This window comes from Streptomyces sp. NPDC029164 (genome assembly GCF_055563995.1).
In genome coordinates this window covers 1-25631 of the sequence record NZ_JBVHWW010000049.1, presented here as the reverse complement: position 1 = coordinate 25631, position 25631 = coordinate 1, and the positions used below count along the sequence as shown (strand labels likewise).

Genomic DNA, 25631 nt, shown 5'->3' with positions numbered 1-25631 from the left:
TCAGTTCCCCTCAAGGTGGAGGTTGATGATGCGGGCGATCTCGGCCGCGGGCTGGGCCTTCGGCATGCCCATGTGCGTGGCGTCGATGTCGTGTTCGTGGATGGTGCCGCCGATGTGCGGGGCCCAGATCGCCGCGTAGGACTCGTCCGGGTTCCGCGTGGCGTTGAAGAACACCGCGTCGCCGTCGTAGACGGGCGAGTCCCACTCCAGCAGCATCTCGGCGTGCGACTTGAAGAGGTGGCTGCCGTTCTCCACCAGCGCCTCGCGGTCCTCGTCCACTCCGGAGCCGATGAAGAACTCCTTGAAGAACTCGCGGACCTCCGGCATGTTCACCGGGTCCTCGATGTGCCGGAACCAGCCGCTCGGCGGGCTGTCCATGAGGGCCAGCAGCGCCACCTCGTGTCCCCGCCGCTTCAGTGCCGCGGCGAGGGCGTGGGCGTAGGTGCCGCCCGTGGAGTGCCCGACGAAGTGGTACGGGCCCTCCGGCTGGACCGCCAGGATCTGCTCCAGGTAGTCGTCGAGCATCGCCTGGGTGGACCCGGCCCGGCCCGTGCCGTCGAAGCCGCGGCCCTGGATGCCGTACACCGGCCGGTCGCCGAGGAGCTGGGCGAGGCCCACGTAGGACCAGCACAGTCCGACACCGGGGTGGATGAACCACAGGGGCGGCTTCGTGCCCTCGGTGCGCATCGGCAGGACGACCGCGAACGGGTCGGCGAAGACGGGCGCCTGGGCGGTCTTGACCTGGGACTCCAGGTACTCGGCCAGCTTCGCCACCGTGGTGGCGCCGAACATCACGCGGATCGGGACCTTGGCCCCGAGGACCGCGCGGATCCGGCTGATCAGGCGGGTCAGGCGCAGCGAGTGACCGCCGAGGTCGAAGAAGTCGTCGTCGATGCCGACCTTCTCCAGTTCGAGCGCCTCGGCGAACAGCTTGGCCAGGGTGGTCTCCAGCGGGTTGCGCGGCGCGCGGTAGTCCGCTCCGCCGGTGAACTCCGGGTCGGGCAGGGCCTCCCGGTCCAGCTTGCCGTTCGGGGTGAGCGGCAGCTGCTCCAGCGTGACGAAGGCCGACGGGACCATGTACTCCGGCATCCGGCTGGTGAGGTGCTTGCGCAGGGCCTCGGCCACCACGCTCTCGCCCGGTGCGGGGACGACGTAGGCGACGAGCTGCTTGTCGCCGGCCAGGTTGTCCCGGGCGGTGACCACGCCGTGGTCCACCGTCGGGTGGGCCGTCAGCGCGGACTCGATCTCGCCGAGCTCGATGCGGAAGCCGCGGATCTTGATCTGGTTGTCCGTGCGTCCGCGGAACACCAGCTCGCCGTCGCGGGTCCACTCGACCAGGTCGCCGGTGCGGTACATCCGCTCGCCGGGCCCGCCGAACGGGCAGGCCACGTACCGCTGGGCGGTCAGCTCCGGCCGGCCGACGTAGCCGCGGGTCAGACCCGCACCGGCGATGTAGAGCTCCCCCGGTACGCCCGGCAGGACCGGCCGCAGCGCGGCGTCCAGCACGTACACCCGGGTGTTGCGGATGGGGCGGCCGATCGACACGGTGGCCCCGGCGGTGAGCTCGCTCACCGTCGCGCCGATGGTCGTCTCCGTCGGACCGTAGCCGTTGAACATCCGGCGTCCGGCCGACCAGGTGGCCACCAGCTCCGGCGAGGTGGCCTCACCGGCCACCATCAGGGAGGCGACGGTGGACAGCGAACCCGCGGGCATGGCGGCCAGCACCGTGGGCGTCAGGATCGCGTGGGTCACCCCGTACGTGTCGGCGGTCTCGGCGAGCGCGGCCCCGGGCGTGAGCCGGTCCGGGTCCGCCATGACCAGGGCGCCCCCGGCGAACAGCGACATGCACATCTCGGCGACGGAGATGTCGAAGCTCGGCGAGGCGAACTGCAGGACCCGGCTGCCGGCGGTGATGCCGAGCAGCTCCGTCACCTCCGCGACCATGTTGGCGAAGCCGGTGTGCGTGACGGCCACGCCCTTGGGCCGGCCCGTGGATCCCGAGGTGTAGATGACGTAGGCGGTGTTGGCCACCACGAGCGGGTTCAGCCGCTGCGCGTCGGTCAGTACGGTGTCGTCCGTCCCGGCCAGGGCCTCGGCGAACTCCGGGGCGTCCAGGACCAGCAGCTGCGAGGGCAGGTCGGGCAGCCGGTCCGCCGTGGCCCCGTCGGTCAGGATCAGCCCGATCGCCGAGTCCTCGACCATGTACGTGAGCCGTTCGGCCGGGTAGGCCGGGTCCAGCGGAAGGTAGGCGCCGCCCGCCTTCGTCACGGCGAGGACCGCCACCGGCCACTGCGGCGAGCGCCGCAGGGCCACGCCCACGACCGTCTCCGGTCCGACACCCCGCTCGACGAGGGCCCGCGCCAGCCGGTTGGCCCGCGCGTCCAGTTCCCCGTAGGTCACCTTCTCGTCCTCGAAGAGCACCGCGACCTCGTGCGGGGCCTCGGCGGCCTTCCGCTCGAACAGGGCGGGCAGGGTGAGGGCCGGGGTCTGCGTCGCCGTGTCGTTGAAGGCGAGGAGGATCCGCTCGCGCTCGGCCTCGTGCAGCACGTCCAGCGCGCCCACCGGGATCTGCGGGTCGGCGATCAGCTGCCGCAGGATGTGCAGCACCCGTTCGGCGATCCGCTCCACCGTCTCCGCGCTGATGGCCTGCCGCTGGTACTGCAGGATCATGCGCAGGTAGGGCTCGGCGTCGGCCGCCAGACCCACCAGGTACGCGGCGCCCGCGGACGGGCGGATACCGGTGAACGAGACGCCCGCCGCGGTGTTGGCCGCGCCCAGGGCCTCCTTGTCGACGGGGAAGGACTGGAACAGCACGATCGTGTTGAAGAGTTCCTTCAGGCCGGCCTCCCGCTGGATGCGGTGCAGCCCGAAGTGGTGGTGGTCCAGCAGCGCGGTCTGCCGCTCCTGGAGGTTCTTCAGCACCTGGCCGAGGGTGTCGCTCGGCGCGTACTCGGCGCGGATGGGCAGGGAGTTGACGAACAGACCCACCATCTGGTCGACGCCGGGCACCTCGGCCGGGCGGCCGGAGACCGTGGTTCCGAAGATCACGTCCCGCTTTCCGGTGAGCTGGCCGAGCATCAGCGCCCACACGCCCTGGACCAGGGTGCCCATCGACACGCCCAGCTCGGCGGCGCGCTTCTTGAGCGCACGGGCCTCGTCCAGCGGCAGCGGGACGTCGACCTGCCCGACGCGGGCGTCGTCGCCGGCGTCCCGCGGGGTCTCGGCGGCGAGCAGGGTGGCCTCGCCGACGCCCTCCATCTCCTTGGCCCAGGCCGCGGCGGCCGCCTTGTCGTCCCGCCGGGACAGCCAGCGCAGGAACTCCCGGTACTCGGGCACGCGCGGCTGCCCGGAGGCGTCGCCCCCGGACGCGTACAGGTACGCGAGGTCCCGTACGAGCAGGGGGAACGACCATCCGTCGAAGAGCGCGTGGTGCACGGTCAGCACCAGCTCGGAGGTCTCCTCCGCCAGCCGGACCAGCGAGGCCCGCAGCATCGGGGGCTTCGCCGGGTCGAACTGTGCGTAGTGGTCCTCGGCGAGGATCCGCTCCAGCCCCTCCTCGCGGCCCGCTTCGTCGAGCTCGCGCAGATCGGCGACGCGCCAGGGCAGTTCGACCTCGTCGAGGACGAGCTGGGTGAGGTCGCCGCTCGCGTCGGTGACGAAGGCGGTGCGCAGGTTGGCGTAGCGGTCGAGGAGCGCCTGCGCGGCGACGCGCATCCTGGCCGGGTCGACCTGGCCCTGGACGTGGAAGGCCACCTGCACGATGTGCGGGTCGAAGGCGTCCTCCTCCAGGCGCATGGTCTCGAAGAGCAGACCGAACTGGAGCGGGGTCAGCGGCCAGACGTCGGCCAGGCCCGGGTACTGCGCCTCCCAGTTCTCGATCTCGCCCTGGGTCATGCGGACCAGCGGCACGTCCGAGGGGGTCAGGCCGCCGGCGCCGGGGGTGGCGACGTGGTGGGCGAAGCCCTCCAGGGCGCGGACCCACAGGTCGGCGAGTGCCTGGGCCTCGGCCCGCGTAAGCACTCCGGCCGGGTAGGAGACCCGGGCGTTGAAGCGCGGGCCCCGGTCGGTGTCGGTGACGTAGGCGCTGATCTCGACCGTGGAGAGCGCGGGCATGTCCGCGTCGAGGTCCGCGGCGAGGCCGAGCGCGTCGGCGGCCAGGTTCCAGCCGGTGCCCTGCTGCCCGTCGGCGCTGTCGCCGGCGGCGACCCGTCCCAGGTAGTTGAAGGAGATCTGGGGGGTGGCCCGCCAGTCGAGTTCGGCGGCGGTGGACGGGTTGAGGTAGCGCAGGAGGCCGAAGCCGACGCCCTTGTCGGGGATGGCCAGGAGCTGTTCCTTCACGGCCTTGAGCACGCCGCCCGCGGCGGCGCCGCCGGCGAGTGCCTCCTGCACGTCGTGACCGGCGAGGTCGAGCCGTACGGGGAACATGCTGGTGAACCAGCCGACCGTACGGGACAGGTCGGCGCCGGGCACGACCTGCTCCTCGCGGCCGTGTCCTTCGAGCCGGATCAGCGTCGAGGACTCCTCGACGCCCCGGTCCGCGCGCCACTGCGTCACGGCGAGCGCGAGGGCGGCCAGCAGGCCGTCGTTGACCCCGCCGTGGAAGGCGGTGGGCACCGTGGTCAGGAGCGCCTCGGTGACCTGCTCGGGCAGTTCCAGGGAGACCGTCTCCACGGTGGACATGACGTCCACCGCCGGGTTCAGCGCCCGCGCGCCGAGGACCGGGTCGTTGCAGTCCAGCAGCTCGGACCACTGGGCCAGTTCGGCGATGCGATCCGGGTCGGACGCCTCGTCGAGCAGCGCGTGGGCCCAGCGGCGGGCGGAGGTGCCGACCGCGGGCAGGCTCGGGGCGGAGCCCGCGCCGATCTGCTCCCAGGCGGTGGAGAGGTCCGGGAGCAGGATGCGCCAGGACACGCCGTCGACGACGAGGTGGTGCAGGACCACCAGCAGCCGGCCGGCGCCCTCCTCCGGGGCGAACCAGACGAACTGCGCCATGGTGCCGGCGGCCGGGTCGAGCCGGCCGGTGGCGGCGTCCAGTTCGGCCCTGGCCGTCTCCAGCCACGCCTCGTCCCAGGTGCCCGCACAGTCCACCCGCCGGACCAGCGCGGCCACGTCGACCGTGCCGGGGGCGGCGATCTCCAGGCTGCCGTCGCCGCCCTGGACGAGACGGGAGCGCAGGACGTCGTGGTGGTCGAGCACCGCGGTCAGGACCGCGGTCAGCCCTTCCTCGTCGATGCCCTGCGGCAGTTCGAGCGCCGCGGACATCGAGAACCGGTTGAAGCTGCTGCCCAGTTCGAGCATGTACTTGGCGATCGGGGGCAGCGGCATGACGCCGCTGCCGCCGCCTTCCAGCTCGGCCAGGACCGGGCCCAGGTGCCGGCTGCCGGCGGCCGTGGCCAGCTCGGCGACCGTGCGCAGCTCGAAGATCTGCCGCGGGTTGACCACGACGCCCTGCGCCTTGGCGCGGGAGACGATCTGGATGGACCGGATGCTGTCGCCGCCGATGGCGAAGAAGTCGTCGTCGATGCCGACCCGTTCCAGGCCGAGCACCTCGGAGTAGACCGCGGCCAGCACCTCCTCGGTGCGGCTGCGCGGGGCGCGGTAGCTCTCGCCGGCGAAGTCAGGCTCGGGCAGGGCCGCGCGGTCCAGCTTGCCGTTGGGGGCCAGCGGCAGCCGGTCCAGCGGCACGAGCACCGCCGGGACCATGAACTCGGGCAGCCGGCCGGTGATGAAGCGGCGCAGCTCCCGCATGGTGATGCCCGAGGTCATGTCGGCCTCGAACCGGCCCTGCGCGTCGACCTGGCCGCCGGAGTCCGGGGAGCTCACCACGTAGCCGACCAGCCGCTTGGCCCCGTCGGGGGTGCTCTGGCCGGTCACCACGGCGTGTTCCACGCCGGGGTGGGCCGTCAGCGCCGCCTCGATCTCACCGGGCTCGATGCGGAACCCGCGGATCTTGAGCTGGGCGTCGCCGCGTCCGGCGTACTCCAGCTGCCCGTCGGCCCGCCGGCGGGCCAGGTCGCCGGTGCGGTACATCCGCGATCCGGGCGCACCGTACGGGTCGGCGACGAAGCGCTCGGCGGTCAGCGCGCCGCGGCCGTGGTAGCCGCGGGACAGGTTGCCCGCCACGTAGAGCTCGCCCACGGCCCCCACGGGCACCGGCTTCAGGCCGGCTCCCAGGACGTACGTGCGCATGTTGCCCAGGGGCGCGCCGATCGGGGCGGTGTGCGCGCCGTCCCAGTCCTCACCGGCGGGGAGCCCGAAGGTGGTGGCGTAGAAGCTCTCGGTCTGGCCGTAGGCGTTGACCACCCGGACCCCGGGGACGGCCTCGCGGACCCGGTGGACCAGGGACGCGGGCAGGGCCTCGCCGGCGAACACCACGGCGTCCGCGGTGATCTTGCCGTTGACCTGGTCGAGGAGCTCGGCGAAGACCGAGGGGACCGTGCTGATCACGCCGCCGGTCCAGCCGCCCTGCTCGCCGATGACCAGGACGTCGCGGGCCAGTTCGACCGTGCCGCCCGCCGCCAGGGTCGTGAAGACCTCGAAGACGGAGACGTCGAAGTTGACGGAGGCGCCGGCGAGCGTACGGGTGCCGGCGTCCACGCCGATCGTGGCGGCGAGCCGCAGCACGCCGTTGACCACGTTGGCGTGGGTGACGGTCACGCCCTTGGGCACGCCCGTCGAGCCGGAGGTGTACATCACGTACGCCGCGTGGCCGGGCAGCAGGGCCGCCGACGGCGCGGTGGCGCCGGAGCCGGCCGCGGAGCCGCCGAGGGCCAGGTCGCCGAGGTACAGGCGGGTGATCCCGGAGTCCGGCAGGACGCCGGCGGTGGCCGCGTCCGTGAGCAGCAGCCTCGGCCGCGCGTCGGTCAGGATGTGCTCCAGGCGCCGGCTCGGGTACTTCGGGTCGATCGGCAGGTACGCGCCGCCCGCCTTCAGTACGCCCAGCAGGGCCGCGACCAGGTCCGCCGTCCGCGGCAGGGCGACGCCCACCACCGTCTCCGGTCCCACGCCGTGCCCGGCCAGCTCGCGGGCCAGCCGGTTCGCCCGCTCGTCCAGTTCGCGGTAGGTCAGCGACTCCTCGCCGCAGACCAGCGCGACCGCGTCGGGCCGCTGCGCCACCTGGAGCTCGAACAGCCCGGGCACGGTCAGCTCGGGGGTCGGCTCCTGCGTGGCGTTGAAGCCCTGCAGCACCAGCTCGCGCTCGGCGCCGTCCACCAGCTCGACCGCGGACACCCGCTGCCCGGGGGCGGCGGCCAGCAGGCCCACCACCCGTACGAAGCGGTCGGCGACGGCCTGGGCCGTCTCCCGGTCGAAGAGGTCGGTGGCGTACTCCAGGAGACCCACCACGCCCATGCCGGGCAGGTCGGCCATGTTGAAGAACAGGTCGAACTTGGCGGTCTCGGTGCGGACCCGCTCGAACTCCACCCGCAGACCCGGCAGGGCGAAGTCCTTCCGGGCGAAGTTCTGCCAGGCGAACATCACCTGGAACAGCGGGGAGTAGGCGGTGGACCGCTCCGGGTTCAGCACCTCCACCAGCCGCTCGAAGGGGACGTCCTGGTTGTCGTACGCGGCCAGGGACTTGCCCCGGACCCGCTCCAGCAGCTCCGTGAAGGCGGGGTTGCCCGACAGGTCGACGCGCAGCACCCAGGTGTTGACGAAGAAGCCGACCAGTTCGGCGAGGGCCTCGTCGGTGCGGTTGGCGATCGGGGAGCCGATCGTCAGGTCGTCACCGCCGCCGAGCCCGTGCAGCAGCACGGCCAGGGCGGACTGGAGCACCATCGAGGAGGTCGCGCCGTGCCGGCGCGCCAGGTCCTCGACGGCGGCCGCCACGTCGGGGGCCAGGGCGAACTCCACCGACTCGCCGCGGTGGGAGGCCTTCGCCGGACGCGGGCGGTCGGAGGCGAGCTGCAGCGGCTGCGGCACGCCCGCCAGCTCCTCGCGCCAGTAGCCCACCTGTGCGGCGAGCGCGCTGGCCGGGTCCTCCTCGTCGCCGAGCACCTCGCGCTGCCACAGCGTGTAGTCCACGTACTGGACCGGGAGCTCCGTCCACTGCGGGGCGCCGCCCTCCTTGCGGGCCGCGTACGCGGTGGCGAGGTCGCGGGCCAGCGGGGCCATCGAGGAGCCGTCGCTCGCGATGTGGTGGATCAGCAGGACGAGGACGTGCTCCCGCGCGCCGAGCCGGAGCACGGGAGCCCGTACGGGGATCTCCGTGGCCAGGTCGAAGAGGTGCGCGGAGGCCTCGGCCATGGCATCGGCCAGGCCGCCGCGGGCCACCTCCACGAGCGGGACGTGCAGCCGCGCCTCGCCGGCCGGCAGCACGTGCTGGGCCGGGACGCCGTCGGCGTCCTCGACGATCAGCGTGCGCAGGCTCTCGTGGCGGGCCACGACGTCGCGCAGCGCGGCCTCCAGCGCCGGCAGGTCCAGCTCGCCGGTCAGGCGGAGCGGGAAGGGGGCGTTGTAGGTGGCCGAGGGGCCCTCGAACCGGTCGATGAACCACAGGCGGCGCTGGGCGAACGACAGCGGTACGGAGTCCGGGCGCTCGGCGGTGCGCCGCAGCGGCGGCCGCACGGGCGCCCCGGCGGCGAGGTGCTCGACCAGCTCCACGACCGTGGGCGCCTCGAACACGACCCGGATGGGCAGTTCGACGTCGAGGACCTGGCGGATCCGGCTGACCAGGCGGGTGGCCAGCAGGGAGTGGCCGCCCAGGGCGAAGAAGTCGTCGTCGATGCCGACCCGGTCCAGGCCGAGCACCGCCGCGAACAGGCCGCACAGAACCTCTTCCTGCGGGGTGCGCGGAGCCCGGCCGGTGGCCGCCGCGGCGAAGTCCGGGGCGGGCAGGGCCCGCTGGTCCAGCTTCCCGTTGGGGGTCAGCGGCACCTCGGCGATGGCGACGACGGTGGACGGCACCAGGTGCTCGGGCAGCCGGTCCTTCAGGTAGCCGCGCAGGGCGCCCACCAGCGTGCCGATCCGGCCCGCGGCGGCCGGCTCGTTGGCCAGCGTCCGGTCGGCGCGGCCCGAGGGCGTGAACCCGCCGGTCAGGACCTGGTCCGTGACGGGCCCGGCCGGGAAGAAGACCGCGTCGAAGCACTCGGCCGCGGCGGCGGACCAGGTGAGCAGCACGCCCCAGCCGCGCTCGGCGGCCCATTCCCGCAGGTCCTGCGGGTCGAGCACCGGGCCGGAGGCGGCGGGTGCGGAGACCACACCCACGGCCGCGGCGGACTCGACCTCGTCGGCGAGCCGCGCGTTGGGGATGCGGGTGACGCGTACGGGCTGCTCGCCGGCCGCGCGGACGAAGTCCTCCAGGCCGAAGAGGTCGTCGACCTGGCGGCCCCACTGCCGGGCCGGGACCCCGCTCAGCGGGAGCGCGGCCACGGGCGCCTTGTGCAGCAGCACCTCGTAGCGGTGGCGCGTCAGCTCGTTGTGGGGGCGGCCGGCCTTCAGCCGGATGTCCACGCCGCCCGCTCCGTGCCGCTCGGCCCACCGGGTGAACCACTCGGGGTCAAGGACGAGTTCCTTCTCCATGAGGATGGCGCGGGCGACCGCGGCGCGGCTCACCGAGGCGGAGGCCTCGGGGTGCAGCGCGCGCTGTACGCCGGAGCGGAAGAGCCGCAGGGTGGCCGCGTTGCGGACGTCACCGACGAGGATCCGGCCGCCGGGGGCCAGCAGTTCCATGGCGCCCGCCAGGACCAGGTCCATGTACTCCGCGTCGGGGAAGTACTGCACGACGGAGTTGATGACCACGAGGTCGAAGTGCTCGCGCGGCAGACCGGAGATGTCGTCACCGTTCTGGTGCCGCAGGTGCACCCGGTCGCCGAAGCCGGTCTGCTCCACCTGCACGAGCAGCCGGTCGATGACCGCGGCCGACATGTCGGTGCCCCAGTACTCCTCCACCTGCCCGAGGGTCTGCGACATCAGCAGGCCGGTGCCGACGCCGATCTCCATCACGCGGCGCGGCGACCAGTTGGTGATCTGTTCCACCGCGGCGTCGCGCCACACGGCCATCTCGTCCAGCGCGATGGGCTGTCCGCCGGTGTAGCTGGAGTTCCAGCCGGTGAAGTCCTCGCCCCAGGCGGCGTCGGAGACGGCGTAGAGGTCGTCGTAGATCTCCTCCCACTCGTCGACCTGCTCGGCGGCGCCGGAGGTGTCGGAGCCGTCCACGCGCGGGACCACGTAGCCGACCAGCCGGCGTTCGCCGGCCTGGTCCTCGTTCCAGGTGACGACGGCCTGGGCGACGCCGGGGTGGGCGGCCAGGGCGGCCTCGATCTCGGCGGGCTCGATGCGGAAGCCGCGGATCTTGACCTGGGTGTCCACCCGGCCGCGGAAGACGAGGGCGCCGTCCGGGGTCCAGGCCACCACGTCACCGGTGCGGTACATCCGCTCGCCGGGCTCGCCGAAGGGCGAGGCCACGAAGCGTTCGGAGGTGAGCGCGGACCGGTGGGCGTAGCCGCGGGCCAGGCCCGCACCCGCGATGTAGAGCTCGCCGGCCACGCCGGGAAGCGTGGGGCGCAGGCCCGCGTCGAGGACGTACACCCGCATGTTGTCCATCGGGCGGCCGATCGGGATCGGCTCGCCGACCCGCTCGGGGTCGGGCATCGGGTGGGAGGTGGCGAAGGTGGTGGTCTCCGTCGGGCCGTAGCCGTCGACGACCTTGAGGCCGGGGCAGGCCCGCAGGGCTCGGGTCACCGAGGCCGGGGAGACGACGTCACCGCCGGTCCACACCTCGCGGACCCCGGTGAAGCACTCCGGGTTCTCGTCGGCGATCACCTTGAACAGACCGGCGGTCAGCCACAGCGCGGTGACCCGCTGCTCGGCGATGACCGCGGCCAGCGCGCCGGCGTCCAGCTTGCCGACGGGCGCCACCACGGCGGTGCCGCCGCCCAGCAGGGGGACCCACAGCTCGTAGGTGGAGGCGTCGAAGGACTGCGCGGAGTGGACGAGGACCCGCTCGTGGGCGCCGCCCCGGTACTGGCGGTCCAGCGCCAGGCCGGACACGGCCCGGTGCGTCACGCCGACGCCCTTGGGGACGCCGGTCGAGCCGGAGGTGTACATCACGTACGCGAGCTGGTCGACGCGCCCGTGGGCGGCCGCCGGCAGGGCGTCGGCGGGGGCAGCGGCGACGGCCAGGGCGGTGTCCGCGTCGTCCAGGACCACGTACGGGCAGGTGCCGCCCGGCAGCCCCGCGACGATCTCGGAGTCGGTCAGGAGCAGGGTCGGCGCGGCGTCGCCCAGCATGAACTCGATGCGCTCGGCCGGGTACTCCGGGTCCACCGGCAGGTAGGCGCCGCCGGCCTTGAGGACCGCGAGGAGGGTCACGACCAGCTCCGTGGAGCGCGGCAGGGCCACGCCCACGACGGACTCCTGACCGACGCCGCGCGCGGCGAGCACGTGGGCCAGCCGGTTGGCCCGGGCGTCCAGTTCGCGGTAGGTCAGGCTCTCTGCGCCGAAGGCGACGGCGATCTTGTCCGGTGTCGCGGCGGCCTGCGCCTCGAACAGCGCCGGGACGGTCTTCGCGGGGGCGGGTACGGCCGTGTCGTTGAACGTGCCGAGGAGCCGCTCGCGTTCGGCGGGCTCCAGGACGTGCACGGAGCCGACCCGGGTGTCCGGGTCCGACACGAGCTGCTGGAGGATCCGCGCGAACCGGGCGGCGATGCCCTCGACGGTCTCCGGGTCGAAGAGGTGGTGCTGGTACTGGAGCGCCACCCGCAGGTGCGGGTCGGCGAAGGCCATCACGACCAGCGGGTAGTGCGCGCCGCTGAGCGGGCTGATGCCGGTGATGGAGATGCCCGCGGCCGAGTTCGCCTCGTTGATGGCGACGCCGTCGATCGGGTACGACTCGAAGCCCACGAGGGTGTCGAAGAGGACGTTCAGCCCGATCGAGCGGTGGATGTCGAGCAGCCCGTGGTGGTGGTGGTCGAGCAGGGCGCTCTGCCGGTTCTGCAGGTCGCGCAGCAGCTCGCCGAGGGTGGCGCCGGGTCCGCACTCCACCCGGACGGGCAGGGTGTTGATGAACAGGCCGACCATCGAGTCCACGCCGGGGACGACGGGCGGGCGGCCGGAGACGGTGGCGCCGAAGACGACGTCCTGGCGGCCGGTGAGCCCGGCGAGGATGAGGGCCCAGGTGCCCTGGACCAGGGTGTTGAGGGTGAGGCCCAGTTCGGCGGCGCGCCGGCCCAGGTCGCGGGCGGCGTCCGCGGACAGCGGGATGTCGATCTGGCCGATGCCGGCCGGGTCGGACGCGGCGCCGGCCTCGGGGGCGATCAGGGTCGGCGACTCGACTCCGGCGAGCTCCGCGGCCCAGGCGCGGGCCGAGGCCTCGCGGTCCTGACCCGCCTGCCACACCAGGAAGTCGCGGTAGCCGGGCACCCGCGCCAGCGCGGAGGCGTCGCCCTCGGAGCCGTAGAGCCGCAGCAGGTCCTGCATGAGGACCGGGATCGACCAGCCGTCGAAGAGGACGTGGTGGGCGGTGAAGACCAGCTCCCAGCGGTCGGGGGCCAGCATGACGAGGGACATCCGCACGAGCGGGGCCCGGGTCAGGTCGAAGTGGGAGTTGTGGTCCTCGGCCAGGAAGCGCTTCAGTGCCTCCTCGCGGCCCTCTTCGCCGAACCCGCTGAGGTCGAGGTACTGCCAGGGCAGCTCCACGCGGTCGCGTACGACCTGCACCCGGTCCCCCGCCGCGTCGAATATGAACGCGGCGCGGAGGTTGGCGTACCGGTCGAGCAGCGCCTGGCCGGCGGCCCGCATCCGGGCCGGCTCGACCTCACCGGCGAGGTGGAAGACCAGCTGCATCTGGTACGCGTCGAAGGTGGAGCCGGCCAGCTGGGCGTGGAAGAGCAGGCCGTCCTGCATCGTGGTCAGCGGCCAGACGTCCTCCAGACCGGGGTAGCGCTCCTCCCAGGCCTCGATCTCGCCCTGGGTCGCCCGGACCAGCGGCACGTCCGAGGGGGTCAGACCGCCCGCGGCGGGCTCGGCGGCGTGCCGGGCCAGGGCCTGGAGGGCGGTGCTCCACAGCTCGGCGAGCTCCTCGACGTCCTCCGCCCGGAGCAGGCCCGAGGGGAAGGCGAGCCGCGCGGTGAGTTGCGGGCCCTGCTCGGTGTCGGTGACGAGCGCGCCGACGTCCAGCGTCGAGAGGGCGGGCATCCGCCCGTCGGGCTGCGCGATCAGCTCGGTGGTGCCCTCGGCGAGGGTCCAGCCCAGGCCGCGCAGGTGCTCGGGCACGTCCGCGGAGGACGAGAACCGGCCCAGGTAGTTGAAGCCGATCTGGCCGGTGGGGTACCGGCGCAGCACCTCGGCGGTCTGCGGGTTCAGGTGGCGCAGCAGGCCGTAGCCCACGCCCTTGTCCGGGAGGGACAGGAGCTGCTCCTTGACCGCCTTGACGGCGGAGCCGGCGGCGGCGCCGCCCGCGAAGGCCTCGTCGAGGTCGATCCCGGCGAGGTCGAGGCGGACGGGGTACATGGTGGTGAACCAGCCCACCGTGCGCGACAGGTCGGCGCCGGGGGCGACGTCCTCCTCGCGGCCGTGTCCCTCGACCCGGATCAGGGCGGAGGACTCGTCGATGCCGCGGGCCCGGCGCCAGCGGGCGACGGCCAGCGTCAGCGCCGCGAGCAGGCCGTCGTTGACACCGCCGTGGAAGCGGGCCGGCAGGGTGGTCAGCAGGGTCTCGGTGACCGGCACGGAGAGCTTGAGCCAGGTGTGGTCCACCGTGGACATCACGTCCACGGCGGGGTCCAGGGCCCGCGAGCCCAGGAGCGGGTCGGGGCCGGCCACGACCGAGCGCCACAGGGCGAGTTCGGCGACGCGCTCGGGCGACGCCGCCTCCTCGGCCAGGGCGTGGGCCCAGCGGCGCACCGAGGTGCCCACCTCGGGCAGCTCGGGGGTGCGGCCCTCGCGGACCTGCTCCCATGCGGTGGCGAGGTCCGGCAGCAGGATGCGCCAGGACACGCCGTCGACGACGAAGTGGTGGAGGACCAGCAGCAGCCGGCCGGCGCCCTCCTGCGGGGCGAACCAGACGAACTGCGCCATGACACCGGCCGCGGCGTCCAGCCGGCCGGTGGCCGCGTCCAGTTCGGCGGTGGCCGTCTCGAACCACTGCTCGTCCCAGCTGCCGTCGCACTCGACGCGGTGGATCAGCGCGTCCGCGTCGACGGAGCCGGGCGCGCCGGCCTCCAGGCCGGCCCGGTCGGCGCCGTCGGCGCCGCCGCCCGTGACCAGGCGGGAGCGCAGGACGTCGTGGCGGTCCAGCACCGCGCCGAGGGTGGCGGCCAGTGCGGCGCGGTCGATGCCCTCGGGCAGCTCGACGGTCATGGACATCGCGAACCTGTCGATGCCCTCGCCGAGTTCCATCAGGTACTCGCCGATCGGCAGCAGCGGCAGCCGGCCGGCGCCGCCGCCCTCCAGCTCCGCCAGCACGGGGCCGGAGCCCGCCGCGACCCCGACGACCGCGACCGCGGCCAGTTCGGCGACGGTGCGGTGGTCGAAGATCTGCCGCGGGCTGACCTCCACGCCACCGCTGCGGGCGCGGGAGACGACCTGGATGGAGCGGATGCTGTCGCCGCCGATGGCGAAGAAGTCGTCGTCGATGCCGACCCGGTCGAGGCCGAGGACCTCGGCGTAGACCGCGGCGAGGACCTCCTCCGCGGCGTTGCGCGGGGCGCGGTACTCGCCGCCGCTGAAGTCGGGCTCGGGCAGCGCGGCCAGGTCGAGCTTGCCGTTGGCGGTCAGCGGGAGCCGGCCGACCATGACGAAGACGGACGGGACCATGAACTCGGGCAGCCGGCCCGCGGCGAAGCGCCGGAGCTCGCGCACGGACACGCTGGTGGTCAGGTCGACGTCGAGGTCGCCGAGGCTGGCGACGGTGCCGAAGCCGCTCTGGTCGGCCTCCAGCGGGACCACGTGGCAGACGAGCTGCTTGCTGCCGCGGCCCTCGCGGATGGTGACCACGGCCTGGGCCACGCCCGGGTGGGCGGTCAGGACGGCCTCGATCTCGCCGGGCTCGATGCGGAAGCCGCGCACCTTCATCTGCGCGTCGTCGCGGCCGGCGTACTCCAGCTGTCCGGCGGCGTTCCAGCGCGCCAGGTCACCGGTGCGGTACATGCGCGAGCCGGCGGGCCCGAACGGGTCGGCGACGAAGCGGTCGGCGGTCAGCCCGCCGCGGCCGTGGTAGCCGCGGCCGATCTCGCCGGCGACGTACAGCTCGCCCACCACGCCGACGGGGACGGGCCGCAGGCCCGGGCCGAGCACGTAGGTGCGGACGTTGCCGAGCGGGGCGCCGATGGGGGCGCTGCCGGAGCCGTCCCACTCCTCGTCGGCGGGCAGCGCGAAGGTGGTGGCGTAGAAGGACTCGCTCTGGCCGTAGGCGTTGACGACGCGGACCCCGGGGATCGCCTCGCGGACGCGGCGCACCAGTGCGGTGGGCAGGGCCTCACCGGCGAAGACCACGGTGTCGACGGCGATGTTCCCGTTGACCTGTCCGAGGAGTTCCGCGAAGACGGACGGGACGGTGCTGATCACGCCGCCGCTCCAGCCGCCGCGCTCGCCGATCACCAGTGCGTCGCGCACCAGCTCGACGGTGCCGCCGGAGCAGAGGGTGGCGAAGAGCTCGAAGACGGACACGTCGAAGTTGACCGAGGTGCCGGCGAGCACGCGCGTCCCCGCGCCGACGCCGATCGCCGAGGCCAGGCCCAGCACGTCGTTCACCACGTTGGCGTGGGTGATCGCCACGCCCTTGGGCGTGCCCGTGGAGCCGGAGGTGTACATGACGTACGCGACCTGGCCCGGGCGGGTGGCGGCCGGGGCGGCGGCCGCGCCCTGCGACGCGCCGGAGTCGGGGTCGACGTCGGACGCGAAGTCGATGTCGCCCAGGAACAGCCGCGGGACCTGCGTCCTCGGCAGCACGCCCACGGTCTGCTCGTCGGTGAGGATCAGCCCGGGGGCCGCGTCCGCCAGGATGAAGTCGAGCCGTCGGCTCGGGTATCTCGGGTCGATCGGCAGGTACGCGCCGCCGGCCTTGAGCACGCCGAGCAGCCCGGCGACCAGGTCCGCCGTCCGCGGCAGGGCGACGCCCACGAGCGTCTCGGCGCCCACGCCGCGCGCGGCCAGCTCCCCCGCCACGCGCGAGGCCCGCGCGTCGAGCGCGCGGTACGTGAGGACCTCGTCCCCGGCCTCCAGTGCGACCGCGTCCGGGGTGGCGGCGGCCTGCCGCTCGAAGAGCTCGGCGACCGTCAGCTCGGGCAGCTCCACCGCGGTGTCGTTGAACTCCCGTACGACCGTCCCAAGTTCGGCGTCGTCGAGGACGGGCGCCAGGGCGACCGGCCGGTCCGGGCGGGCGACGACCTCGCGGATGACCCGCAGGTAGCGGTCGACGACGGACTGCGCCGTGGAGCGGTCGAACAGGTCGGTGGCGTATTCGAGGTAGCAGAGCATGCCCGGACCGGCCGGGTCCGAGAAGTAGTTGAACTCCAGGTCGAACTTGGCCGTCGGGGTGGCGAGCACCTCGAAGCGGGCCCGTTCCAGACCCGGCAGGTCCAGCTCGATCCAGGCGTCGTTCTCCCAGGTGAACATGACCTGGAACAGCGGGTGGTAGGCGGTGGACCGCTCCGGGTTCAGGACCTCCACCAGGTGCTCGAAGGGGGCGTCCTGGTTGTCGTACGCGGTCAGCGCCTTCTGCCGGACCTGCTCCAGCACCCGGTCGAAGGTGGGCGCGCCGGAGAGGTCCGTGCGCAGCACCCAGGTGTTCACGAAGAAGCCGACCAGGTCGGCGAGCTCGTCGTCGGTGCGGCCGGCGACGGTGGAGCCGATGGCGATGTCGTGGCCGGCGCCCAGGTGCTGGAGCACCACGGCGAGGGCGGCCTGGAGCACCATCGGGACCGTCATGTCACGCTCGCGGCCCAGGGTCTCGACGGCAGCCAGCAGCTCGGCGTCGATGGGGAAGCCGACCGTGTCGCCGCGGTGGCTGGCCACCGGCGGGCGCGGGCGGTCCGAGGACAGGCGCAGCGGAGTCGGCACGCCCCGCAGCTCGCCCTGCCAGTAGGCGACCTGCGTGGAGACCACGCTGTCGGGGTCGTTCTCGTCGCCGAGCAGCTCGCGCTGCCACAGCGTGTAGTCGACGTACTGCACCGGCAGGTCCGCCCACTGCGGGGCGCCGCCGCCCAGCCGGGCGGTGTACGCGGTGGCCAGGTCGCGGGAGAGCGGCTCCATCGACTCGCCGTCGCTGGCGATGTGATGGACCAGCAGGAGCAGGACGTGCTCCCGCTCGCCGGAGCGCAGCAGGGTGGCGCGAACCGGTATCTCCGCCGACAGGTCGAAGGTGTACTGCGCCGCCTGGAAGACGGCCTCGTCCACCCCGTCCGGCGCCACCTCGACGAGCGGTACGTCGAGCAGTGCCTCGGCCACCGGCAGCACCCGCTGCGAGGGCACGCCCTGCTCGTCCATCACGATGAGCGTGCGGAGGCTCTCGTGCCGTGCCACGACATCGCGCACCGCCGACCGCAGGGCGGTCCGGTCCAGCTCGCCGGTCAACCGCACGAGGAAGGGGACGTTATACGTCGCCGACGGTCCCTCGAATCGGTCGATGAACCACAACCGACGCTGTGCGAACGACAACGGGATCATTTTACTGTCCACTCCTGTCCATCTTGCGCAGTCGAGGCCGGCTCGACGTGCCTGCGTTCTTGACCGTGCGCGAAAGCTCTGAAATTGCGTGAGACTCGAAGATCGACCGCAAAGGCACGCTCACCCCGAGCACCTTCCGGATACGGCTGGTGAGCCGCGTTGCCAGCAGGGAGTTGCCCCCCAGTTCGAAGAAGTCGTCGTTCATGCCGACCCGTTCCACGCCGAGCACCTCCGCCAGCAGCTCGCAGAGAGCCGCCTCCTCGGGAGTGCGCGGCGCCCGGTAGGGGCGGCCGGCCGGTTCGGGCTCGGGCAGCGCGGCCCGGTCGAGGCGGCCGTCGTGGGTCAGCGGCAGCCGCTCCAGGGGCACGAGGACCGCGGGGACCAGGGCGGCGGGCAGGTGCCGGGCGGCGTGGGCCCGCACCTGGTCGGCGTACGGCCCGGGCTCGGCCCCGTACGGCTCGGCGGGTACGAGGTAGCCCACCAGCTGCGCGGTCCCGCCCGGCCCGTGGCCCTCGCGGGCGACCACGGCCGCCCGCGCCACCCCGGGGTGCCCGGTCAGGACGGCCTCGACCTCGGCGGGCGCGATCCGCGTGCCGCGGACCGCCGCCTCCGTGTCCCCGCGCCCCACGAACTCCAGCCGGTCGTCGCCGTTCCAGCGGACCAGGTCGCCGGTGCGGAACATCCGCGATCCGGCCGGGCCGTGGGGGTCCGCGACGAACCGCTCCGCGGTCAGCCCGGCGTGTCCCCGGTAGCCGCGGGCCGGCGCGCCGCCCGCGAGGTACAGCTCCCCGACCGCGCCGTGCGGCACGGGGGTGAGACCGGCGCCGAGGACGTACGCCCGTACTCCGGCGAGCGGTGTCCCGGCGGGCACGGCGGCGGTGCCCGGTGGCTCCTCGCCGTCCGGTGGCGAGAAGGCGGTGGCGGGGCCGGTCTCGGGGTGCCCGTGGAGGGTGACCAGCCGGACCCCCGGGGCGGACTCGGCCGCCCGCCGCGCCAGCGCGGCGGGCAGCGGCTCGCCCGAGAACACGATCGTGTCCGCGTGGATGTCCTCGGCCACCTCGTCGAGCAGGTCGGCGAAGGCCGAGGGGGTCGTGGCGAGCGCCCCGCGCGCGGCGGGGAGGCGGTGTCCCGCGAGGGCCCGCGGATCGGGCAGCACCTCGACGCCCGCTCCGCCGCAGAGCGCGGCGAGGATCTCCGGCACGGGCGGTTCGGTGTCGCCGGAGGGTCCGAGCAGCAGCCGCGGACCGCCGGCCGCGGAGCCGAGCCGCGCGAGCAGCCCCGGGACCCGCCCGGCCAAATTGCGGTGGGTGCTCTCCACCCCCGTCGGCCCGCCCGAACTGCCGCAGGCGTACGAGAGGTACGCGAGCCCGTCGGGCCGCCGGACGGGGGCCGCCGCAACGGACGCACCGTCCCCGGACTCCAGTTCCCCCAGGTGCGCGGTGGGGACCGCGATGTCCGCGGCGGCCGCGGCGTCCGGGTCGGTGAGCACCAGCAGCGGCCGCGCGTCGGCCAGGACGCGCGCGAGGCGGTCGCCCGGGTGGCGCGGGTCGAGCGGCAGGACGGCGGCCCCGGACTTGAGTACGCCGAGCAGCGCGACCACCAGGTCCGCCGAGCGGGGCAGCGCCAGGGCCACCGGGGTCTCCGGGCCGGCGCCGCGGGCGATCAGGCCGTTGGCCAGCCGGTTCGCCCGCTCGTCGAGCTCCCGGTAGGTCAGGGACCGCGTACCCGCGACCACGGCGACCGCCTCGGGGGTCGCGGCGGCCTGCCGCTCGAACAGATCCGGGACGCTCACCCCGTCGGCTTCGGTGCTGACGGCACGCTGTTCCGCTCCGAGCACGTTCAGCAGCCGGTCCCGCTCGGCGGGCTCCAGTACGTCCACGGTGCCCACCCGGCGGCCGGTGTCCTCGGCCAGCTGCCGCAGGATCGCGGCGAACCGGGCGGCCATGGACTCGGCCACGGCGGGGTCAAGCACGGTGCGCTGGTACTGCACCGCCAGGCGCAGCCGGTCGGGCTCGATGAAGGCGAGCACCGTCACCGGGTAGTGGCTGGCGGTGAAGGAGCGGATGCCGGTGATCGAGATCCCGGCCGCGCGGCTGGCCTCGACGATGCCGGCCCGGTCCATGGGGAAGGACTCGAAGCCGATGATGGTGTCGAACAGGGCGTCCATTCCGGCGGCCTGCTGGATCTCGCTCAGGCCGAAGTGGTGGTGGTCCATCAGCGCGGCCTGCCGGCCCTGCAGCGCGGTCAGCAGCTCGGCGAGGGTGTCCGCGGGGGCGCACCGCACCCGTACCGGCAGGGTGTTGAGGAACATGCCGACGGTGGTGTCGGCGCCGGGCAGGGCGGGCGGGCGGCCGGCGACGGTGGAGGCGAACACGACGTCCCGGCGGCCGGTGAGCTGGGCCAGCAGGATCGCCCAGGCGCCCTGGACCACCGTGTTCAGGGTGACGCCGAGCTCGGAGGCGCGCCGGAACAGCTCGCGGGAGGCCTCGACGGGCAGCGGCACCTCGGCCTGCCGCATGGCGATGTCCTCGGCGGACGCGGCGGACGCGGCCTCGGCCGGTTTCGGCGACTTGGCCGAGCCGGCGGCGGGGGCGGCCTGGGCGGACACCACCGGGGCGAGGAGCGTCGGCTCCCCCAGCCCGCTGAGCTCCTCGCGCCATACCCGGGCGGACTCCTCGGGGTCCTGGCGGGAGAGCCAGGCCAGGAAGTCCCGGTAGTCGCGGGCGGGTTCCAGCCCGGTCGCCCGGCCCGCCGAGCCGTAGAAGGTGAGCAGGTCCTGCATCAGCAGGGGCACCGACCAGCCGTCGAACAGCACGTGGTGGGCGGTGAGTACGAGCTCGTACGTCTCCTCGCCGGTCCGGATCAGCGTCAGGCGCAGCATCGGCGGCGCAATCTGGTCGAAGTGCGTGGTCAGGTCCTCGGCGAGGAACCGCTCGAAGGCCTCCGTGCGCTCCGCCTCGCCGAGCCCGGACAGGTCGAGCTCCTGCCAGGGCAGGGTGACGGAGTCCAGGACGAGCTGGACCAGGTCCCCGTACGCGTTGTGCACGAAGGCGGTCCGCAGGCCGGAGTGCCGCTCCAGCAGGGACTGCCCGGCGGCGCGCAGCCGGCCGGCGTCCACCCGCCCGGACAGGTGCAGGGCGTACTGCACCTGGTAGGCGTCGAACGAGGAGTCCTCGAAGATCGAGTGGAACAGCAGGCCCGACTGGAGCGGGGTGGTGGGCCAGACGTCGGTGAGGCCCGGGAAGCGCCGCTCCCAACCGTCGATGTCGTACTGGCTCGCGGTCACCAGCGGCAGGTCCGAGGGGGTCAGACCGCCGGCGCCGGGCCGGGCCGCGTACCGGGCGAGCCCTTCCAGGGCGGCGCACCACAGGTCGGCGAGCTCCCGGACCTCCGCCGGGGTGAGCACTCCCTCGGGGGCGCTGAAGGCGGCGTTCAGGACCGGGCCGGCCGGCTGGTCGCTGACCGTGGCGTTGATGTCGAGTTCGGCGGAGGCCCGCATCCGCGGGTCCTGCGCGGCGTCGAGCTCGGCCAGTTCGGCGATGGCCGCGACCTCGGGGGCCTGGGTGAAACCCGCCCCCCGTGCGTCCCCGGGCCGTTCGGAACCGGCGGCGAAGCGGCCCAGGTAGTTGAAGCCGACCTGCCCGATCGGGTGTTCGGCCAGCTGGGCGGCGGTCTGCGGGTTCAGGTGGCGCAGCAGGCCGTAGCCGATGCCCTTGTCGGGCAGGGAGAGGAGCTGCTCCTTGACCTTCTTGACGGCCAGGCCCGCGGCCGGTCCGCCCGCGAAGGCCTCGTCGAGGTCCACCCCGGCGAGGTCGAGGCGGACCGGGAAGGCGGTGGTGAACCAGCCCAGCGTGCGGGCGAGGTTCGCACCGGGGGCGGCGGCCTCCTCGCGGCCGTGTCCTTCGAGGCGGATCAGGGCGGAGGTCTCCTCGACGGAGCGGGTACGCCGCCACCGCGCGAGCGCCAGGGCCAGCGCGGCCAGCAGCCCGTCGTTGACCCCGCCGTGGAAGGCCGCGGGCAGGTCCGTCAGCACGGCCTCGGTCACGGAGACCGGGAGCCGGACGTGGGTGACGCGCACCGAGGACCGCACGTCGACGGCCGGGTCCAGCCGGCGGGCGCCGAGCACCGGGTCGGGGCCCTCGACGATCGAGCGCCAGAGGTCCAGCTCCGCGACGCGCTCGGGGCGCAGGGCCTCGTCGGCCAGCGCGTGCGCCCAGCGGCGCATCGAGGTGGTCACGGGCGGCAGTTCGGGGGTGCGGCCGGCGCTGATCTGCTGCCAGGCCGAGGCGAGGTCGGGCATCAGGATGCGCCAGGACACGCCGTCCACGATCAGGTGGTGGAGGACGAGCAGGAGCCGTCCGGCGCCACCGCGTCCGGCGCCCTCACCGCCCTGCCCCTCCTCGCCGCCGGCGTCGAACCAGACGAACTGGGCGACGACGCCCGCCGCCGGATCCAGCCGCTGCGCGGCCTCCTCCAGCTCCCCGAGCAGCAGGTCCCGCCAGGACTCGGCGTCCCAGCGGCCGTCGCACGCGACGCGGCGCAGCAGCGGCTCCACGTCCACGGAGCCGGCGGGCGCGACGACCAGGCCGTCGGCCTCACCGTCGCCCTCCCCCGCGGCGTCGGCGACGAGGCGCGAGCGCAGCAGGTCGTGGCGGTCCACCACGGCCGTCAGGGTGGCGGCCAGCCCGGCCCGGTCGATGCCCTCGGGCAGCTCCAGCACCATGGCCTGCAGGAAACGGCCGAAGCCGGGGCCCCACTCGCGGATCCAGCGGGCGACGGGCAGCAGCGGCATCCAACCGGTGCCGCCTCCGGCGAGCTCCGCCAGGACCGGGCCGGTGGGGGCGCCCCGGCCGTTCGCGACGGCGATCTCGGCGAGGCGGGCGACGGTGCGGTGCTCGACGGCCTGGCGGGCGGTGACCACCAGGCCGCGCGCCCGCGCCCAGGAGACGACCTGGAGCGACTGGATGCTGTCGCCGCCGAGGGTGAAGAAGTCGTCGTCGATGCCGACCTGGCCCACGCCGAGGGCCTTCGCGAAGAGCTCCGCGAGGATCTCCTCCTGCGGGGTGCGCGGGGCCCGGTAGGTCTCCCCCTTGAACTCGGGTTCCGGCAGGCGCGTCTTGTCGAGCTTGCCGTTCGGGGTCAGCGGCAGCCGGTCCAGCAGGACGAAGGCCGCGGGGACCATGTGGTCGGGCAGCTGGTCGGCGGCGAAGGCGCGCAGCTCGCCGACGCCGAAGCCGGAGTCGAGGGCGATGCTGCCGTAGGCGCTGCCCTGCGGGGCCGCCCGGCCGGGGCCGCCGGAGGCCGCGGGGACCACGTAGGCCACCAGCTGGCGGCTGCCGCGGCGCTCGTACGGGAGGACCGCGCTGTCCGCCACGCCGGGGTGAGCGCTGAGCACCGCCTCGATCTCGAGCGGCTCGATCCGGATGCCGCGGATCTTGACCTGGGTGTCGACGCGCCCGTGGAAGACGAGTTCGCCCTCCGGCGTCCGTTCCACGAGGTCGCCGGTGCGGTACATCCGCGCGCCGGGCCCGGCGAAGGGGCAGGCCACGAAGCGCTGGGCGGACAGGTCGGGGCGGCCCAGGTAGCCGCGGGCCAGCGAGGCGCCGGAGACGTACAGTTCGCCGGTCACTCCGGCGCCCACCGGGCGGAGCGCGTCGTCCAGGACGTGCGCGTCGGTGCCGGTGATCGAGCGTCCGATCGGCGGTACGCGGCCGTCGCCGGCCAGCGGCGCGCTCATCGTGGCGCACACGGTCGTCTCCGTGGGCCCGTACGCGTTGATCATGCGGCGGCCGGCCGACCAGGTGGCGACCAGCTCGGGGGTGGTGGCGTCACCGGCGACCACGAGGGTCTCGACGGAGGCCATGGCCCCGGCGGGGAGCGCGGCCAGCACCGGGGGCGGCAGCGTCACGTGGGTCACGCCGTGCCGGGCGATGGTGTCGGCCAGCGGGTCGCCGGGGGCCAGCGCCTCCTTGTCGGCCAGCACGAAGGTGGCGCCGGACAGCAGGCCCATGCACATCTCCCACACCGAGGCGTCGAAGCTCGGCGAGGCGAACTGCAGCACCCTGCTCGCCGGGCTCACCTTCAGCCGTTCGGCGTGCGTGGCCAGCAGCGGGGCGAGGCCGTTGTGAGTGACGGCGACGCCCTTGGGGCGGCCGGTGGAGCCCGAGGTGTAGATGACGTACGCGGTCTGCGCCACCCGCTGCGGGCGGATCCGGTCCGCGTCGGTGAGCGGGCCGGCCGCCTCGGCGGCGACGGCCGCCGCGGTCCCGGGCGCGTCCAGCAGCACTACGGGGGCGGGGAGTGCGGGCAGCAGACCGCCGGTGACGGCGTCCGCCAGGACCAGGCGGGCGCCGGAGTCCTCGACCATGTACCGGAGGCGTTCCGCGGGGTACGCGGCGTCCATCGGCAGGTACGCGCCGCCCGCCTTGAGCACCGCGAGGACGGCCACCCACAGCTCCGGCGACCGCTGCACGGCCACGCCCACGACCGACTCCGGTCCGACTCCGCGTCCGGCCAGGACCCGCGCCAGGCGATTGGCGCGCGCGTCGACCTCGCGGTAGGTCAGCGAGGTCTCGCCGAAGACCAGCGCGACGGCGTCCGGAGCGGCGACGACCTGCTTCTCGAACATCTCAGGAATCGTCGCCACCGGCACCGCCGTGTCATGGAACGAGCACAAAGCGACCATCCCCCAATGGTTGGACATGAAGACCGGAATCTCGTGGGTTTGATTTATCAATTAATCGCAGCCGGGCGGTCGCCGCGGCAACCCGAAAAAGCTGCCATACAGGCATTGCCCACCCGGAGCTTAGGGCTCCAGCACGGTGGCGGCGATGAATTCGAGCAGCTCGGAGCTCAGCCCGGGCTCGAAGAGATAGAAATGCCCGCTGGGGTAGACACGCAGGTCGAAGGCGGTGTCCGTGTGCGCGCCCCAGGTCTTCATCTCGTCCAACGGCGCCCGGCTGTCGGATTCGCCGACCAGTGCGGTGATGGGCACGTCCAGCCGCGCGTCGACGGGCATGACGTGCTGCTCCCAGAGGGCGAAGTCGTCCATGACGGAGGGCAGCAGGGCCTCCATCGCGTCCTCGTCGTCGGCGAGCTCCTCGTCGAAGCCGCCGAGCCGCAGCACCTCGGCGCGGAACTCCTCGTCGGAAAGTCCGTGCAGCTGGGGGCGGTTGCGGAAGGGCTCCGGCGAGGCCTGGCCGGAGAGGAACAGGTGGGCCGGCCGAGGACCGCCGCGCGACTGGAGCGCCAGCGCCAGCTCGAAGGCCAGCAGGGCCCCGCAGGAGTGGCCGAAGAAGGAGAACGGTCCGTCCAGGACGGGGCGCAGGGCTTGCGTCAGGGCCCGGACGAGCGGGCCGACCTCGGTGGCGGGGTCCTCCATGATGCGGTTCTGCCGGCCGGGCAGCTGCACCGCGACGACCTCGATGCCGGCGGGCAGTTCCTGCACCCAGTCGGCGAAGGCTCCCGCGCCGCCGCCCGCCTGGGGAAAGCAGATCAGCTGATGGCGGTGTCCGGGCCGTCGCGCCCGCCATATGAAGGGGCTTTCGACGACCAGTCCGGCGCCGGTTTCCGTTGCGTGGGTGCGCGTGTGCATGACCATGACCCCTCTGCAGATTTCGGTGGAAGCAGGAAACAGAAAGCAGAAATCGGAAAGTGGAATGCAGTACCGGGTGCGCTGACGCAGCGGGCCGGAGCGGTCACGGCCTATTTTCCGCACTTCCGCAATTGATCGTAGGAGTGGCCCCCCAACGAGGCAAGGAACGCCCGCACAGCTCTGCCGGACGGGTACTGGTGAGCGATTCCTCCTTGCGTTTTCGGCCACCGCGCCCCGTTCTTTGCGCTTCCGCCGCCCCCGCTGTCCCGTCGACGGGACGGCGGGGGCGGCGGGGGCGGCGGGGGCGGCGGGGCGGCGGAAGCACGAAGAACGGGGCTGGGGGGGGGGGGGGGGGGGGGGGGGGGGGGGGGGGGGTGGGTGTTTTTTTTTTTTTTTTTCTTTTTTTTTTCTTCCTCCTCTGCTTGCGGCGATG

At 73.8% G+C, this 25631-nt stretch carries 3 protein-coding genes; all 3 read right to left on the bottom strand.

Annotated features, from left to right (window positions below; genetic code table 11):
• The gene (locus tag ACZ4VT_RS33890) at positions 1-17604 is read right to left on the bottom strand and encodes an amino acid adenylation domain-containing protein (RefSeq protein ID WP_467955236.1); all 17604 of its coding nucleotides are present in this window, start codon (positions 17602-17604) and stop codon (positions 1-3) included.
• Position 17605: 1 nt separating this feature from the next.
• Complete coding sequence (locus ACZ4VT_RS33885; protein WP_467955235.1) at positions 17606-24232, bottom strand: amino acid adenylation domain-containing protein; 6627 nt, start codon at positions 24230-24232, stop codon at positions 17606-17608.
• Positions 24233-24409: 177 nt separating this feature from the next.
• On the bottom strand, positions 24410-25198 hold the full coding sequence (locus ACZ4VT_RS33880) for a thioesterase II family protein (protein WP_467955234.1): 789 nt from the start codon (positions 25196-25198) through the stop codon (positions 24410-24412).
• Positions 25199-25631 lie beyond the last annotated feature (433 nt).

Coding starts and splice junctions, on each gene's coding strand:
- ACZ4VT_RS33890 (WP_467955236.1), bottom strand. CDS start 17,604: ATGATCCCGTTGTCGTTCGCACAGCGTCGGTTGTGGTTCATCGACCGA.
- ACZ4VT_RS33885 (WP_467955235.1), bottom strand. CDS start 24,232: ATGTTCGAGAAGCAGGTCGTCGCCGCTCCGGACGCCGTCGCGCTGGTC.
- ACZ4VT_RS33880 (WP_467955234.1), bottom strand. CDS start 25,198: ATGCACACGCGCACCCACGCAACGGAAACCGGCGCCGGACTGGTCGTC.